The sequence below is a fragment of the Collimonas sp. PA-H2 genome (assembly GCF_002564105.1).
Lineage (GTDB): Bacteria > Pseudomonadota > Gammaproteobacteria > Burkholderiales > Burkholderiaceae_D > Collimonas.
On record NZ_PDBX01000001.1, the window covers coordinates 5,066,266 to 5,081,595 of the forward strand.

General features: G+C 59.0%; 16 protein-coding genes and 1 tRNA gene. 8 read left to right on the forward strand and 9 right to left on the reverse strand.

All coding sequences use genetic code 11. From position 1 onward, the window contains the following. Nucleotides 1-70: 70 nt before the first annotated feature. The 4 genes from BCF11_RS23235 to BCF11_RS23250 form a co-directional block, all read right to left on the reverse strand. Entirely contained in the window at nucleotides 71-283 is a 213-nt protein-coding gene (locus BCF11_RS23235) for a DUF3460 family protein (protein WP_098496835.1), read from the reverse strand. Between the two features lie 317 nt (nucleotides 284-600). Then, nucleotides 601-687 (reverse strand) — tRNA-Leu (locus BCF11_RS23240). Between the two features lie 141 nt (nucleotides 688-828). Continuing rightward, nucleotides 829-1,368: a cysteine hydrolase family protein gene (locus BCF11_RS23245; protein WP_098497667.1), complete on the reverse strand. Its 540-nt coding sequence runs from the start codon at nucleotides 1,366-1,368 to the stop codon at nucleotides 829-831. A 94-nt stretch (nucleotides 1,369-1,462) separates the two neighbouring features. Further along, nucleotides 1,463-1,813 (reverse strand): DUF805 domain-containing protein, encoded by a 351-nt coding sequence (locus tag BCF11_RS23250; RefSeq protein WP_098496836.1) that lies wholly within the window; start codon nucleotides 1,811-1,813, stop codon nucleotides 1,463-1,465. 649 nt (nucleotides 1,814-2,462) lie between these two features. Here BCF11_RS23250 and BCF11_RS23255 point away from each other — a divergent pair. After that, nucleotides 2,463-5,108, forward strand: coding sequence for an autotransporter serine protease (locus tag BCF11_RS23255; protein ID WP_233212610.1), 2,646 nt, complete (start codon nucleotides 2,463-2,465; stop codon nucleotides 5,106-5,108). A gap of 77 nt (nucleotides 5,109-5,185) precedes the next feature. On the opposite strand, the gene BCF11_RS23260 is transcribed toward BCF11_RS23255, so the two are convergent. Next, nucleotides 5,186-5,434 (reverse strand): H-NS histone family protein, encoded by a 249-nt coding sequence (locus BCF11_RS23260; RefSeq protein ID WP_098496838.1) that lies wholly within the window; start codon nucleotides 5,432-5,434, stop codon nucleotides 5,186-5,188. 244 nt (nucleotides 5,435-5,678) lie between these two features. On the opposite strand from BCF11_RS23260, the gene BCF11_RS23265 reads away from it, so the two are divergent. Both BCF11_RS23265 and BCF11_RS23270 read left to right on the forward strand, forming a co-directional pair. Further along, entirely contained in the window at nucleotides 5,679-6,089 is a 411-nt protein-coding gene (locus tag BCF11_RS23265) for a hypothetical protein (RefSeq protein ID WP_199111014.1), read from the forward strand. Between the two features lie 182 nt (nucleotides 6,090-6,271). After that, entirely contained in the window at nucleotides 6,272-6,586 is a 315-nt protein-coding gene (locus tag BCF11_RS23270) for a hypothetical protein (RefSeq protein ID WP_233212611.1), read from the forward strand. 16 nt (nucleotides 6,587-6,602) lie between these two features. Here BCF11_RS23270 and BCF11_RS23275 read toward each other — a convergent pair whose 3' ends face one another. Next, nucleotides 6,603-6,944, reverse strand: a complete 342-nt coding sequence (locus BCF11_RS23275) for a hypothetical protein (RefSeq protein WP_143751426.1) — start codon at nucleotides 6,942-6,944, stop codon at nucleotides 6,603-6,605. A 291-nt stretch (nucleotides 6,945-7,235) separates the two neighbouring features. On the opposite strand from BCF11_RS23275, the gene BCF11_RS23280 reads away from it, so the two are divergent. Beyond that, nucleotides 7,236-8,069: an isocitrate lyase/phosphoenolpyruvate mutase family protein gene (locus BCF11_RS23280; protein ID WP_098496842.1), complete on the forward strand. Its 834-nt coding sequence runs from the start codon at nucleotides 7,236-7,238 to the stop codon at nucleotides 8,067-8,069. A gap of 76 nt (nucleotides 8,070-8,145) precedes the next feature. Further along, nucleotides 8,146-8,595, forward strand: a complete 450-nt coding sequence (locus tag BCF11_RS23285) for a DUF1178 family protein (RefSeq protein ID WP_098496843.1) — start codon at nucleotides 8,146-8,148, stop codon at nucleotides 8,593-8,595. A gap of 37 nt (nucleotides 8,596-8,632) precedes the next feature. On the opposite strand, the gene BCF11_RS23290 is transcribed toward BCF11_RS23285, so the two are convergent. The 3 genes from BCF11_RS23290 to gmk all read right to left on the reverse strand — a co-directional run bounded on the left by BCF11_RS23290 (nucleotide 8,633) and on the right by gmk (nucleotide 11,930). Further along, complete coding sequence (locus tag BCF11_RS23290) at nucleotides 8,633-10,915, reverse strand: bifunctional (p)ppGpp synthetase/guanosine-3',5'-bis(diphosphate) 3'-pyrophosphohydrolase (RefSeq protein WP_098496844.1); 2,283 nt, start codon at nucleotides 10,913-10,915, stop codon at nucleotides 8,633-8,635. A 109-nt stretch (nucleotides 10,916-11,024) separates the two neighbouring features. Further along, the gene (gene rpoZ / locus BCF11_RS23295; RefSeq protein WP_092351791.1) at nucleotides 11,025-11,228 is read right to left on the reverse strand and encodes a DNA-directed RNA polymerase subunit omega; all 204 of its coding nucleotides are present in this window, start codon (nucleotides 11,226-11,228) and stop codon (nucleotides 11,025-11,027) included. A gap of 57 nt (nucleotides 11,229-11,285) precedes the next feature. Continuing rightward, nucleotides 11,286-11,930: a guanylate kinase gene (gmk, locus tag BCF11_RS23300; RefSeq protein ID WP_061941191.1), complete on the reverse strand. Its 645-nt coding sequence runs from the start codon at nucleotides 11,928-11,930 to the stop codon at nucleotides 11,286-11,288. 294 nt (nucleotides 11,931-12,224) lie between these two features. Here gmk and BCF11_RS23305 point away from each other — a divergent pair, with 294 nt between their 5' ends. The 3 genes from BCF11_RS23305 to glp all read left to right on the forward strand — a co-directional run bounded on the left by BCF11_RS23305 (nucleotide 12,225) and on the right by glp (nucleotide 15,314). Next, a complete protein-coding gene (locus BCF11_RS23305; RefSeq protein WP_098496845.1) occupies nucleotides 12,225-12,476 on the forward strand; it encodes a DUF2164 domain-containing protein in 252 nt (83 codons plus the stop codon). Between the two features lie 111 nt (nucleotides 12,477-12,587). Further along, the gene (thrC, locus tag BCF11_RS23310; protein ID WP_098496846.1) at nucleotides 12,588-14,048 is read left to right on the forward strand and encodes a threonine synthase; all 1,461 of its coding nucleotides are present in this window, start codon (nucleotides 12,588-12,590) and stop codon (nucleotides 14,046-14,048) included. A gap of 42 nt (nucleotides 14,049-14,090) precedes the next feature. Then, nucleotides 14,091-15,314, forward strand: a complete 1,224-nt coding sequence (gene glp / locus BCF11_RS23315) for a gephyrin-like molybdotransferase Glp (protein WP_199111017.1) — start codon at nucleotides 14,091-14,093, stop codon at nucleotides 15,312-15,314. Nucleotides 15,315-15,330: the final 16 nt, after the last annotated feature.

The window sequence follows — 15,330 nt, forward strand, 5'->3', positions numbered from 1 at the left end:
ACTACAAGATAGCTCTGGCAAGGCGAAGCAAATCGATGCCTGTCTTTGAAAATTGTCCCTATATGCCGAGTCAGCTGTAGTAGTAAGGTTTGGTCGGCACAGTATCCTCGCTGGCCTTTTTTTGTTCGTCCAGGTTAACCTCGCGATCCCAGAGTATGTGCCAGCCCCGGCTTTGTTCGTCGACCACCTCTGGGTGCTCCGCCAGAAAATTGTTCAGGAATTGCGTGATTTCCGAGACATAGCCGTCATGACCTACTGTGTAATCTTTTCGTTTGATAAACATATGGCCTCCGGTCCTGATAACTTTTGGACTGCCAGGCGCGCCTTGAGTTTCCAGGCTTTTCAATGACTTAAGCGATATGCCGTCTAAGCGCCTTAGTCGAGCATTCTGAATGTCGTCGACATCGATAGCGGTAGTTCCGCTGAATTACCGCGGTTGGAGGAAGCTCTAGGAAGTTCCTTCTCAAACGTGCTCCCGTTACCCTAGCTACAAGTTTTTAGCCGATTGTGGATGCTCGTGATGCAGGAGAGGATTTTGCGGGGAAGATCCCGAATCGCGGAAATGAAAAAAGGCCCCATCGCTGAGAGCCTTTTAGTAATTGGTGCCCGAGGCCGGACTTGAACCGGCACACCCTTACGAGCGAGAGATTTTAAGTCTCTTGTGTCTACCGATTTCACCACTCGGGCAAGTTTGCGGGTTTGCATGAAAACCGCAAAAAGTATCGACAGAAACGGCCTGCGATACTGGGCAGGGCCGAATTTTAACAGGTTCTCCCTGCTAAGGCCATCTTCTCGTAAGCAGTTGCTTTTGACAATAAATTTAACTGCCTAGGCGGAGAAACTGACTTCAGCCGTCGCCACCGCTGTGATTTTCGGACCAAAACTGTCGACGTTCTGCAATGTCGCATTTTCATGCGTGCGTATCTGCAATCCTGTGGCATGCGGCTTGTCGTGGGTGGTGTGGGCATCGGACACCAGGATTACTGGGTATCCCAGCGCGGCAGCGCGCCGGACGGTGGTGTCGACACAAAATTCCGAGGCATAGCCGCAAATCACCAGGCGATCGATGTTCCATGAGATCAGCAGATCCTGCAACTCGGTACGGAGGAAGGAATCGCTGGTCTTCTTGCGCAGCTTGGTGTCGCTGCCTTTTACCTGTAAGCCAGCTTGCAGTTGCCAGCCCGGGGAATTGTACTCAAGCGGACTGGCGGGCTCCTCATGCTGGATAAAAACCACCGGAGCGCCGGCGGAGCGCGCCTTGGCGGCGAGCGCGTTGATGCGCTCGACCACCGCATCGGCTTCAAACGGCCGCCTGGCGCCTTCAAAAAGATCGTGCTGGACATCGATGATTAACAGAGCGGATTTCATATTGTCCTGCTGATGAAAGACGGATGATTCCGTCACATTTTCATTGAGCGGCATCCGCCTGGGTGGAAGGCGGGCGCCGTTGTTCGCCTGATTTTCAGGTTTCCGGCAGTGCCTGGCTGGCCGGTGCTGAACCGAATCTGTTCGGTTCTTTCGGTTCCTGAATCAGGAAGTAGATTTCGATGATCCAGCCCAGGACCGGGACAAACCCCAGCAACTGCCACCAGCCCGTACGATCCGTATCGTGTAAGCGGCGTGCTGCCACAGCGATGGAAGGCAGCAGCGTGGCGAGAGAAAAAAGCCCGCTCAGTTTATTGCTGACTACGCCTGTGGCAACCGTACCCAGCACAAGAAAAAGCATGAACCACCAGTATTCGGAGCGCGATGCTCTGCCGTTGAAATCGACATACTTGGAAAAGCAGACCTTGATTGATTCTGTGAACGTCATGTTTATCCCCCTGAAGTTGTGCCTGCATGGACGAGGGCTCCGTTTGTGACGGTGCCGATGCCCATGCAGTTCGGTAAGGTTACCGGGAGGTAATAATAACAAAAGCTGCCGCAATTCTCGTAAAAAGTTGGTTGATCGTAAATTTGGCGGTCTCGTCATATTTCATCCATTCCCCTCGCCAAGACTTCTCCCACGCCATCTGCTGTGTGTGGTTATCTGGCTGCATAAATGTATCCATGTAGAAATATTTCTATGAAGTAATGAAATGTAAGAAAAAGGCGCGCATACTTTAATTGCCGAAGAGAAACAATAAGACTTATTACTATAGATGCACGACTGAGTATGTGAATGCAGCAGGCCGATATGCCGATCGCTGATCGGGTTGAAGTTAATGCACATATATGTGGGAGGCGTTATGGGAAAAGAATTGTCTCGCCAGAATTCGCTATCGATCATCTCCATTGCTGTATTGATAATGATTTCAGGTTGCGGCGGAGGCGGGGGAGGCAGCAGCAACCCGAATCCGGTCGCTACTCCCGTACCCAGCGTCCCGCCTGCTCCAAGTCCCGCACCAGCCCCTGCTCCTACCCCTACCCCGCCCGGCAATACCAGCTCTGTAACTCCACCGCCTGTCGCGCCGCCTCCGGCCATGCTGAATGTACTTGACCCCAGCAATGTCGCTGCTGCCCGCGCGCAGGGAATAACTGGCGCAGGCGTTACCGTAGGGGTGATCGATACTGATTTCGATGTCAGCAATCCGCAGTTTGCCGGACGCATCAGCAAGACGGTGTATAACGCCAGCGGCGCGGACGGCAATATGCACGGTACTGAAGTGGTGGAAGTCCTGGCCGGCAACACCCTGGGCGTGGCCTCCGCTGTGCGGATACAGGCGGCCGCAGCCGGCACCACGGATAACAACGTGCTGTTCAACAGTCAGATGTACCAGGACATGTTCGCCAAGGGCGTACGGATTTTCAACCAGTCCAGCGGCATCAGCAGCAGCGGCGCGACAGTCGGCCAGGCGCTGGCCTTGCACGCCATGTACCAGCCGCTGGTGGCGCAGCAGGGTTTGTTCGTCTGGTCCACCGGCAACGATAGCGGCGCGCAGCCGAATCTGAACGCCAGCCTGCCCAAGCTTTTTCCAGATCTGCAAGCCGGCTGGCTGGCCGTGACGGCCGTCAATGCCGCTGGCGGCAGCAACGGCTACAGCGCCAGCGATACGGTGCCGGGCATGATTTCCAGCTACGCCAACCGCTGCGGCGTCGCCGCCAACTGGTGCCTGGCGGCGCCCGGCGATTTCATTTCCAGCAGCGGCGGCCGCGTCTTCGGCACCTCCTTTGCCGCACCTGCCGTGACCGGGGCGGCGGCGCTGGTGCAGCAAGCCTATCCCTGGATGAATGCCGACCTGATCCGCCAGACCATCCTCTCCACCGCCACCGACATGCACGATACCGCCACCTATGGCTGGGGCTTGCTGAACGCCAGCAAGGCGGTCAACGGCCCGGCATTGTTCGCCCAGAGCCTGGCGCTGGGGGCCAACGTCAATGTGCAGTTCGACAGCGCCTCTTCTGTATTCAAGAACGATATCGGCGGCGATGCCGGCCTCAACAAGAGCGGCAGCGGCCAACTGACCCTGGCCGGCAACAATACCTATCTGGGCGACAGCAATGTCCTGGGCGGCAGCCTGAACATCACCGGCGCGGTTGCCTCCAATGTGAATATCGGCAGCCTGGGCCGGCTGGCCGGCGCCGGCGGCGCCGTGCATGGCAATGTCAGCAACAGCGGCCGCCTCGACAACAGCGGCGCCGGCCTGACGATTGGCGGCAACTATGTCGCCACGCCAAACGCCATACTGGCCAACCAGCTCAACAGCACGCTGACGGTAGGCGGTGCGGCCATCCTCGGCAACTCGCACCTGATCGCCACCACGCCGGCCGGCAGCAGCGATCCGTCCGGCTATGTGACGCAGCAGACGGGCGTTGCCGGTAAGGTGCTTACCGCCGCCGGCGGCGTCAGCGGCCAGTTCGGCACGCTCAGTTTTGAAGCCGACGGCGTCAGCTTTACACCGGGCGTATTCATCGTGGCCAACTTGTCGTACCAGGCCAAGGAAGTCGATCTGCTCATCAGCCGCACCAATGTCGCCACCATGGCGGCGCACGCCTTCGCCGGTGACGCCACCCGCAACAATGCCGCAGTGGCCTTGGAGAGCGGCTTGCAGGCTGCCGACCGGATGGTCGCCAGCGGCAATGTCAGTGGCGTGAACGGCCAATTCCTGGCCAGCGCCGCCGCCGTGCAGAAGAGCGCCAGCGTGGCGGTCGCGGGGCAGGTGCTGGACAGCCTGTCGGGCCAGATCCACGCCTCGGCGCAAGCCTTGACCTTCCAGCAATCGCAGGCCATCAACCGCGACCTGGCCAATCGTTTGTCGCTGCTGGGTAACCAGCCCGGCGGGCATGACGGCACAGGCCTGTGGGTAAGCGCCATCGGCGCCTCCGGCAAGCTGAGCCAGAGCGGTTACGCCAGCGGCGATACTTCCCTGTGGGGCGGCCAGTTCGGCGTCGATACCCGGCTGGGCGCCAACACCATCGTCGGTGCTGCCATCGCCTATTCGGACAGCAAGGCCAGCTTTGACCGGCTCGGCGGGCAATCGAAAAGTCGCGATACCGGCGTTTCGCTATACGGCCGCCAGGCGTTTGGCGAACAGGGCTGGTATATCTCGGGACGGGCCGGCGTAGCGACAGTCGACAGCACGGTGACGCGGGAAGCGCTGATCGGCAGCAGCACGCAGCACCTGAGCGCCGAGCATACCGACAGCCTATGGTCGGCCTATGCCGAAAGCGGCTATGTCTTGCCCTTATCCGGCAGCAGCCGGCTGACACCCTATGCCGGCCTCGCCTATGACCGCCTCAAGCGCGGCGGCTTTACCGAAAACGGCGGCGTGTTCGGCCTGAGCGCGGATAGCAGGGCGTACCGGCAGACGGCGGGCATCCTCGGCGTGCGCGGCGACACCAGCTTCCAGTGGGCGGGCGGCAGCAGCGTGCTGCAAGCTTACGCGGCCTGGCAGCATGCCTTCAACGACGGCAATCTGGACTTCAACGCGGCTTATGTAGGCGCGCCGGCGGCGGGTTTTACGGTGCAGGGGATAGGTTTGGCGCGCAGCAGCGGCTGGCTCGGACTGGGCTTGAATACGGCGGTGGACCAGCGCTGGGGTTGGTACTTCAACTACGATGCGCAGCTGGGCGGCGGCGGCTTGCGCAATAGTGTGTTTACGCTGGGTTTGCGTTTTGCTCTGGATTGATGCGAGCGGCGGTTGCGGTCGACGGCTTGTGATCTGGCCGTCAATGGCAACCGCCTGATGTCAATCGCGGCTGGCAATCACATATCGCTGGCGGCGGATGCTTCTTCAACTGCCGGCGTCATTGCCGGCGCTTCATCTGTCGTCGCCGAGGAGGTTTTCATGACGCGCTTCTTGCCCATCAGGCCCAGGTCCGCGCCGGTAATGCCGTATTCCTGCATCTTGGTTTTAATTTCGGTAATCACGTCAGCGATTTCGGCCTGACGCAATTCTTCTGCCTGTTTCCTCAATTGCTCGATTTGTGCTTGCAGTTCTTTGTAGGTCGTCATTTCTATTGCTTTCTTTCTGCGTTTTGGACGAGCAAGTATACCGTAAGCGGAGCGCGGCATGAAACGTCAGCCGGCGCCCGATTTTTCCCGTATTTTTTGATTTCTGATACATGCTGTTGCAAACATTACTGAATTGTATCGACCATTCGGTTGCCGCAAACTATATTGAATACAGGGAGACACTGTTGTGGCGCCGCCTGGGGCGGCGGCATGGGAAGTGAGAGGTCTTGCTATGAAAAGGTTTTTGATTTTTTGCTTGGTCACGCTTGCGCTGATATTATTCGGCGCCGCCGGCCCGGCGTTTGCCCGCGACGGTGACGGCATCCATGGTGGTGGCGCCCACGGCAGCGGCCAATTTCATGGCGGCTTCCATGGCAATAATGGCGGCCAATTTCATGGCAACGGCCCGCAAGCGCGTCACGGATTCCATAGGTTCAGGGATTTCCATGGCCGCGCCGTGATAGTGATCGGCGGCCCGTTCTTCTGGGGGCCTTACTACTACGATTCGGCGCTTTACCCGATGGGCACTGTCTATACCGCGCCTGACGGCAACTACAGCTACTATTGCAACGATCCGGCCGGCTACTATCCTGAGGTTTCCAGTTGCCCGAGCGGCTGGTTGCGCGTGGTTCCGGGAGACCCTCCAGGCTATTGACGATCGGCGGCTGCCTTGAGCGCCATTGAGCAAACAAACGCTATCCAAAAACCGGGTAGCGTTTTTTTTGTGCGCCCCGGCAGAAAGCGTCAGCCGATTTCTCAGCGCGTATCTTGCTGCCGGCTAACATGGCAGGTAACATGAAGCTCTGAATAACCAGACCTTCTATCCCGGAGAAATACATGTCAGTTCATATGATTGAAGCAGTGCGTTTTAATGTCGAAGGCGACCGGGTTGAGGAAGTGCGCTGGGGACGGGCCAAGCCGCAGGACGACGGCTCTATCGGCTGGGAACACAAGACCTCGGAGCAGGACGTCAGCCTGGTGGTCGACGCGCTGCATTTCGGCGACGAAGTGGCGACGGCATTTTCCGTGGATGGCAAGATTGTGCGTGGTCCCAGCATCGCATTGGTTATCTATGAACACGGTATCGAAGGCATCGGCATAGCGGAGCGCGACGCCTCCGGCCGTACCCTGGCCGATTTGCCGCGCTTTTAGCCCCTGCCTGGCAGCATCAGAAGCTGTTGGATGACGCCGTACCCTGGCTTGTGCCGGTATTGATCGGGTTGCCGCCGGCCGGTTCGCCGCGGTTTTCACGCCACTGCTGGCGCTGCCATTCGAGTTCGCTCCACTGATCTGTGCGCCGTGTTGCCCATTCGTTGCGTTCACGCCAGACCGGCGCTATTCTCACCGCCGGCGGCGCCATGAATAATGGCTGCGCATGTATGTCTCCGCCGTATAGCGGAGGCGGGGCAAACAGCGGCGCCTGGCCCGCAATCGGCTGGCCGGTGCCGTTATCGGCAATGGCCTGGCCGGGCATGCCGGCCGAGATCCCACCCAAGAGTAGTACCAGCATCAATTTTTCCATATAACCCTCCGCTTGGCCAGCCTGCATGAAAAAAGCTGACGGTAAAGTGTTGCGACTAAATCTTCAGGATTTCATTCTAGGAAACAAAGCGGCCCTAAGCTAATAGAGAATCGCTTGCTGGCGGGCTTTCTCCACATCTTTGGCAATCGCCTGCATTGATTAGTTGCTGGTGGTAATGTTTATCGTCTGTTGTCTGTGAAAATTGTTTTGAGGCATCAATAATTGCAGGTTTTTTTCCAGGAATAATCTTCCGGCACGATTTCATATAGGAGAGATTGAATGCAATCCCAGATCGAGAAAGCCAAGGTTTTTCAGCAGCTCCACGCGCGCGCGGGTGCTTTCATCATTCCCAATCCTTGGGATATCGGCAGCGCCCGGCTGCTGGCTTTGCTGGGATTTGAAGCACTGGCCAGCACCAGCGCCGGTTATGCGTTTTCCCGCGGATTGCTGGACGGCGCCATCGGCCGCGAGCAGATGATGGCACATCTGACCGAACTGGCGGCGACCACCAGTTTGCCGTTCAGCGCGGACCTGGAAAACGGCTTTGGCGACTCGCCCGCAACGGTGGCGGAAACCATCCGGCTGGCGGCGGCCACCGGCATCGTTGGCGGCTCCATCGAGGACGCCAGCGGCCGGCGCGAGAATCCGATTTACCCGCTGGAACTGGCGGTTGAGCGGGTACGCGCCGCCGCCGAGGCGGCACGCGCGCTGGATTTCCCGTTTATGCTGACCGCGCGCGCAGAAAATTTCCTGGTCGGCCGCAGCGATCTGGCAGACACCATCAAACGGCTGCAAGCCTATCAGGAGGCTGGCGCCGACGTGCTATACGCGCCCGGCCTGAAAAGCAGGGAAGATATTGCCGCGGTGGTCAGTTCGCTGGACAAGCCGGTGAATGTCGTCATGGGATTGCAAGGTGTGCAGCTCGGCCTGCAAGAGCTGGCGCAGATCGGCGTCAAGCGGGTCAGCGTCGGCGGTTCTCTGGCGCGCGCAGCGCTCGGCGCCTTCCTGCGGGCAGCCGAGGAAATGCGCGAGCATGGCACCTTCACCTACGGCAATGAAGCGGTCGGCATGCGTCAGATCAGCGAGATGCTGCAGGCTGCAAACAAGCTTTAAGCGGCAAAGAGCTTAATTAAGTTCTATGCTGGTTAGTGTAAGATCCTTGCTTTTCCGCGCCGACGAATGCTGCATCATGAAAGTCTACAATTTAGCTTGTGAACAAAATCATCGCTTCGAGGGCTGGTTCGGCTCGGAGGATGATTTTATTTCTCAATCGGCGCGGCAACTGATTGTCTGTCCGATCTGCGACAGCGTCAAAGTGGGCAAGCTGCCGTCAGCGCCGCATTTGAACCTCTCCGCCGCCAAGCCCGCAACCGCCGCCGGTAAGGAGGCCGGCCAGCATTCGCCGGCAGTGGTGCAAATGCAGAAGCGCCTGCTGGACATGGCGCGCCATGTCATGGAAAACACGGAAGACGTGGGAGAAGGTTTTGCCGAAGAAGCGCGCCGGATCCACTACAGGGAAGTGCCTGAGCACGGGATTCGCGGCGTTGCCACGGCGAAGGAATGCGATGAACTGGCGGACGAGGGCATCGATGTTTTCCAGCTGCCTTTGCCCGCCTTCCGCAAATCGACGCTGCAGTAAGCCGCCGCAGCGGCCGCATGCAGGTTCATCAGGACTATCAGTTACGGTCGCGCAAGATCCTGGTGACGCCGCGGATGCGGCGCACATTGCGCATCAGCCGCGCCAGATGCACCCGGTCCTCGACCTGGATGGTGAACACCAGTTGCGTCATCAGCTGGTCCTTGTCATCGTCCATGTTGACATAGATGATGTTGGCGTCGGAATCGCCGATTTCAGCCGCCACCCGCGCCAGGATGCCCTTGTCGTTATGGACCAGCACCTTGATGCGGCAGTCGAAGCGGCGGTTCAGGTCTTCGCCCCACAGCACTTCAATCCAGCGGTCCGGATCCTTGTTGCGCTGGCGCTTGGCGATGTTGCAGTCTTCCGCATGCACCACCAGGCCCTGATCGCGTTTCAGCTGGCCAGTGATATGGTCGCCGGGAATCGGCTGGCAGCATGGCGACAGCTGCACCGAGATGCCTTCGCTGCCGTAGATCACCACCGGATCCATTTTGGCCGGGGCGCTGACGCCGTCCATGTCGAGCAGAGGTGTCTGTAAAGGTTCGTTTTCCAGCAAGCCCATGATATGGCGCGCCACCAGGGTCGCCATGCGCTTGCCGACGCCGATGTCGGCGTAGATTTCGTCCAGCGACTTGGCGCTGGATTCGTTCAGCAGGCGATCGACCACCACCGGCGCCAGCGCCGGATTGAGGTTGAGCGTGGCCAGAGCCTGCGACAGCAAGCGTTTGCCCAGTTCTACCGATTCGCCCAGGTTGATGGTGCGCAGGTGATGGCGGATGGCCGAGCGCGCCTTGCCGGTGCGCACAAAGCTGAGCCAGTTGGGGCTGGGGCGCGAACTGGTAGAAGTAATGATTTCAACGATATCGCCGTTATGCAGTTCGGTGCGCAGCGGCGCCGGTTCGTGATTGATCTTGGCGGCGATGGTCTGGTCGCCGACATCGGTGTGAATGGTGTAGGCGAAATCCAGCGCGGTAGCGCCGCGCGGCAGGGCGATGATCTTCGATTTCGGGGTGAACACGTAAACCGAATCGGGGAACAGGTCGACCTTGACGTGCTCCAGGAATTCGGCCGAATCGCCAGTCTGCTTCTGGATATCCAGCAGCGACTGCAGCCAGGCATGGGTGCGCTGCTGCAGGTCGCTCAGGTTGCCTTCTTCATCCTTGTACAGCCAGTGCGCGGCAACCCCGGATTCGGCGACGCGGTGCATGTCCTGGGTACGGATCTGGAATTCCACCGGCGTGCCATAAGGACCGATCAGGGTGGTATGCAGCGACTGGTAGCCGTTCAGCTTGGGAATCGCGATGTAATCCTTGAACTTGCCCGGCATCGGCTTGTACAGTGCGTGCAGGGTGCCCAGCGCAAGGTAGCAGTTGGCGAAGGTGTCGACCACGATGCGGAAACCGTAAACGTCCAGCACCTGGGAAAACGACAGATGCTTGTTGTGCATCTTGCGGTAGATGCCGAACAGGCTCTTTTCGCGGCCGTCGATCTGGGCATTGATGCCGGTCGCCGCCAGTGTGGTGCTGACCGATTCCAGGATCTTGCTGACCACTTCGCGGCGGTTGCCGCGCGCTGCCTTGACGGCTTTCGCCAGGGTGCGGTGACGCAGCGGGTATAGGTGCGAGAACGCCAGTTCCTGCAGTTCGCGGTAGATATTGTTGAGCCCGAGCCGATGCGCGATCGGAATGTAGACCTCCATGGTCTCGCGCGCGATGCGGCGTTTCTTTTCCGGGATCATCACGCCCAGCGTGCGCATGTTGTGCAGGCGGTCGGCCAGCTTGACCAGGATCACGCGGACGTCGCGCGCCATCGCCAGCAGCATCTTGCGGAAATTTTCCGCCTGCGCTTCGATCTGGCTCTGGAATTCGATCTTGTCCAGTTTCGACAGGCCATCCACCAGGGTCGCCACCGGCGCGCCGAAGCGTTCGATCAGCTCATCCTTCTTTACATCCTGGTCTTCCATGACGTCGTGCAGCAGGGCGGCCATGATGGCTTGCGCATCCAGCTTCCAGTCGGCGCAGATTTCGGCGACGGCAATCGGGTGTGAAATATAGGGTTCGCCGGATTTGCGCATCTGACCCAGATGCATTTCATCCGAAAAGCGATAGGCTTCCTTGACCTTCTTCAGCTCGGCTGGGGTCAGGTATTCGGCAAGCTTGGTGGTCAGGTGCGTAATCGAGGCGACGCCGGGCTGGAGGGCGGGCTGAGGATCTGGCAAGGGGGGTGTATTAACAGGTTTTCTGGCTGAGCGGGGGGAGGCCGCCCGTTTTTTTGTGGTTGCGGCTGATGACATGCTTGAATCTGGAGATGTCAGGTTCATACTTGGTCGATAGCAGCCGCATGAGTTTTATCAATTGCAGGACAGAGTCGTGAAGTCACCAAGCGTACCGCATCAGTTACGTAACAACGCTGCCCTCAATTCATCAAAATTAACCAGGTACCTTCTTGAGCATTTCAATGCCGATCTTGCCGGCAGCGATTTCGCGCAGGGCGATCACGGTTGGCTTGTCCTTGGCGTCGATCTTCGCTGTGTGGCCTTGCAGCAGCTGGCGTGCGCGATAGGTCGCGGACAGTGTCAGCTGAAAACGGTTAGGGATCTGTTTCAGACAATCTTCGATAGTGATGCGGGCCATAAAATTCTCCAGAATGCGGTACTGCCAAATGGTGGCTTAATACCAGTTGGCTAAATATTAACTTAAATTTGCGTGGATGCCCAATTGGGCAAATAAAGACGCGTTTCGCACTGCCTGTTGCGAAAAGCGGCAGCGAGTAGCTTTGACAATCGCTGTTAATTCCGACAGAGCAGATGCAAACTCTTGATTAATAATAACATATTCAAACTCAGGGGCGTGCGCGATTTCGCCGCCGGCGGCAAGAATCCGTCGCGTGATGACCTGCGGTTCGTCCTGGCCGCGCTTTTTCAGGCGCTCTTCCAATGCGGCGATCGATGGCGGCAGGATGAAAATGCCGACTGCATGCGGGAACTGCTTCTTGACCTGCTGCGCGCCTTGCCAGTCGATTTCCAGCAAGACGTCGGTGCCGGACTGCATCTGCTCGGCGATCGCCAGGCGCGAGGTGCCGTAGTAATTGGTGTGCACTTCGGCCCACTCCAGGAATTCGCCCTGCTTATGGCGGGCGCGGAAGTCTTCCACCGTGGTGAAGTGGTATTCGCGGCCATCCTGTTCACCCGGGCGCGGCGGCCGCGTGGTGTAGGAAATCGACAGTTTGATCGTTTGCTCTTGCGCCAGCAGCGCATTCACCAGCGTCGATTTGCCGGCGCCGGAAGGAGCGACCACCATGAACAGGCTGCCCGACATCGGGTGCTCATCGGGCATGGCCGTGCTGTTGACCAGTTCGACGGATGGAGTAGGTAGTGGAGGTGTCATAACAATTGAAAGATGTGCAGGATCTCAGGTATGCAAAATACCTGAATAGTAAGTGTGACATTGTATCAGCGTGGCAATAAGGCTGCAGCGAGGATTTGTATCTTTTATGAATGGCGCGTACGCCAAGTATATTGGTGTAGTGATAACGGCCGGCCAGCGCTTGGTGTACATTTATGGGTTTTCCAAAAAGCGTGGGCACTATTGGCCCGCTTTGATGATGTACAACAGACAAGGATCAAGGCAATGGCGATCAAATTGCAGCAAGCGGAGCAGAAAGACCTGACCGGTTCGATTCAGCGGTATTTCAAGGAAAACATGGAAGAACCGATCGGCGACCTGAAGGCCGCCATGCTGCTCGATTTCTGCCTGCAGGTGATCGGCCCGGCCATCTACAACCAGGCGATCGCCGATGCGCAAGCCCATATGGAAGCGAAAGTCGCCGACCTCAGCGTCGAATGCTACGAAGAGAGCGGCAACTACTGGAAGAAAAAATAAGTCCGGGCTAAGCCGTCTGTCGCTGCCAAAGCTGACAGCAGCAGGGTAGCGGACGCTATAATGCATGCAGCAGCCCGTCTTCACCCGCCAATTATCTACGCCATCCACACTATGCATTATGTTTCGACTCGCGGCCACGCAGCCGCACAAAACTTTTCCGAGATCCTGTTAGGCGGCCTGGCGCCGGATGGCGGCTTGTATCTGCCGGCCGAATATCCGCAAGTCACCTCAGCCGAACTGGACCACTGGCGCACGCTGTCCTACGCCGACCTTGCGTTCGAAGTGCTGAAGAAATTCGCCACCGATGTGCCGCAGGCCGATCTGCGGGAACTGGCGCACAAGACCTATACCGCTGAGGTCTACCGCAATGTGCGGGCAGGCGAGGATGCAGGGCAGATCACGCCGCTCAGCGTGCTGGAAGAAAAAGACGGCGGCAAGTTGCTGCTGCAAGCCTTGTCGAACGGCCCGACGCTGGCCTTCAAGGACATGGCGATGCAATTGCTCGGCAACCTGTTCGAATACACCCTGGCCAAGAACGACGCCAAGCTGAACATTTTCGGCGCCACTTCCGGCGATACCGGCAGCGCCGCGGAATATGCGATGCGTGGCAAAAAGGGCATCCGCGTGTTCATGCTGTCGCCGCACAAGAAGATGAGCGCATTCCAGACCGCGCAAATGTTCAGCCTGCAGGATCCGAACATTTTCAATATTGCGGTCGAAGGCGTGTTCGACGATTGCCAGGATATGGTGAAAGCGGTATCCAACGACCACGCCTTCAAGGCCAGCCAGAAAATCGGCACGGTCAATTCGATCAACTGGGCGCGCGTGGTGGCGCAGGTGGTGTACTACTTCCGCGGTTACCTGAGTGCGACCACCAGCAACGAGCAGAAAGTATCGTTTACTGTCCCCTCGGGTAATTTCGGCAATATCTGCGCCGGCCACATCGCGCGCATGATGGGCCTGCCGATCGACAAGCTGGTGGCCGCCACCAACGAGAACGACGTGCTCGATGAATTTTTCCGTACCGGCATCTACCGTGTGCGCAAGTCGGCCGAAACTTACCACACCAGCAGTCCGAGCATGGATATCAGCAAAGCCTCCAATTTCGAGCGCTTCGTCCACGATCTGCTGGACGGCGACAGCGAACGCGTGCGCGCCTTGTTCCACAAGGTCGAAACCGAAGGCGGCTTCAGCCTGGCAGGCGGCCCCGGCAGCGACGGCGACGAATTCACCCGGATCGGCCGTTTCGGCTTCCAGTCCGGCAAGTCCACGCACCAGGACCGGCTAGCCACCATCCGCGACATCCAGCAGCGCTACAACGTCACCATCGATACCCATACCGCCGACGGCGTCAAGGTCGCGCGTGAATATATGGTGCCGGGCGTGCCGATGATCGTGCTGGAGACCGCCTTGCCGGCCAAGTTCAACGAAGCCATCCGCGAAGCATTGGGGCGCGATGCACAACGGCCGGCCGGTTTTGAAAACATTGAAGCATTGCCGCAGCGGTTTGAAGTGATGGCGGCCGACGTCGCCCAGGTCAAGAGCTTCATCGCTACCCACACCGGCTTGTAAGCTGCAACGAAAGCGGTAGAGAAAATGATGCAAAAGCCACCGATGTTAACTGTCGCCGAAGCCCTGGCGGTGCTGCTGGCCGCCGACCGTCCGTTACTCGATAGCGCAGCAACCGAACTGGTTCCGACGCTGGAAGCGAACGGCCGCGTGCTGGCCGGCGCCCAGACTTCGCAGCTCAATGTGCCGCCGGCGGACAACACGCAAATGGATGGCTACGCGGTGCGCGCCGCCGATTGCAGCAGCGGTGCGGCGCGCTTGCCGGTGTCGCAAAGAATCCCGGCCGGACACGTCGGCGCGCCGCTGGCAGCCGGCAGCGCGGCGCGGATCTTTACCGGCGCCATGATTCCGGCCGGCGCCGACGCCGTGGTCATGCAGGAAATGTGCGAAGCCGACGGCGATGCGGTAGTGATCAGGCACACGCCGAAAGCCGGCGAATGGGTGCGCCGCGCCGGCGAAGACATCCGCAGCGGCAGCGTGATCCTGGCTGCGGCCACGCGCCTGCGGCCGCAGGATCTTGGCCTGGCGGCATCGGTAGGCCTGGAGCGGCTGCCGGTGTTGCGTAAGCTGCGGGTGGCGATGTTTTTCACCGGCGATGAACTGGCCATGCCCGGCCAGCCCTTGAAGCCGGGCGCTATCTATAATTCCAACCGTTTCGTCCTGCGCGGTTTGCTGGAAAACCTCGGTTGCCAGATTACTGATTACGGCATTGTGCCGGACAACCGGGAAGCTACCCGCGAAGCGCTGCGCAGCGCAGCGCAGGAACATGATCTGATCCTGACTTCAGGCGGCGTCTCGGTGGGCGAAGAAGACCATGTGAAACCGGCGGTGGAAGCAGAGGGACGCCTGAACATGTGGCAAATCGCGATGAAGCCTGGCAAGCCACTGGCGTTCGGCGAGGTGCGCCGCGCCGCTGGCGGCAACGCTTTCTTTATCGGCTTGCCAGGCAATCCGGTTTCCAGTTTTGTCACCTTCCTGATTTTCGTGCGGCCCTTCATCTTGCGTCAGCAAGGCCTGGCGGCGGACGCAGTGGCGCCGCAGGCGCTGGCCATGCGCGCCGATTTCGACTGGCCCAAGGCCGACCGCCGCCAGGAATTCCTGCGCGCAAGAATCAATGCCAATGGCGGCCTGGATCTGTTCCCGCATCAGGGCTCCGGGGTGCTGACTTCTGCTGTCTGGAGCGATGGCCTGGTCGACAATCCGGCCGGACAAACCATTGCGCGCGGCGACATGCTGCGCTTCCTGCCGTTTTCTGCTCTACTACAATAAGTAGTTGGCTGAGACT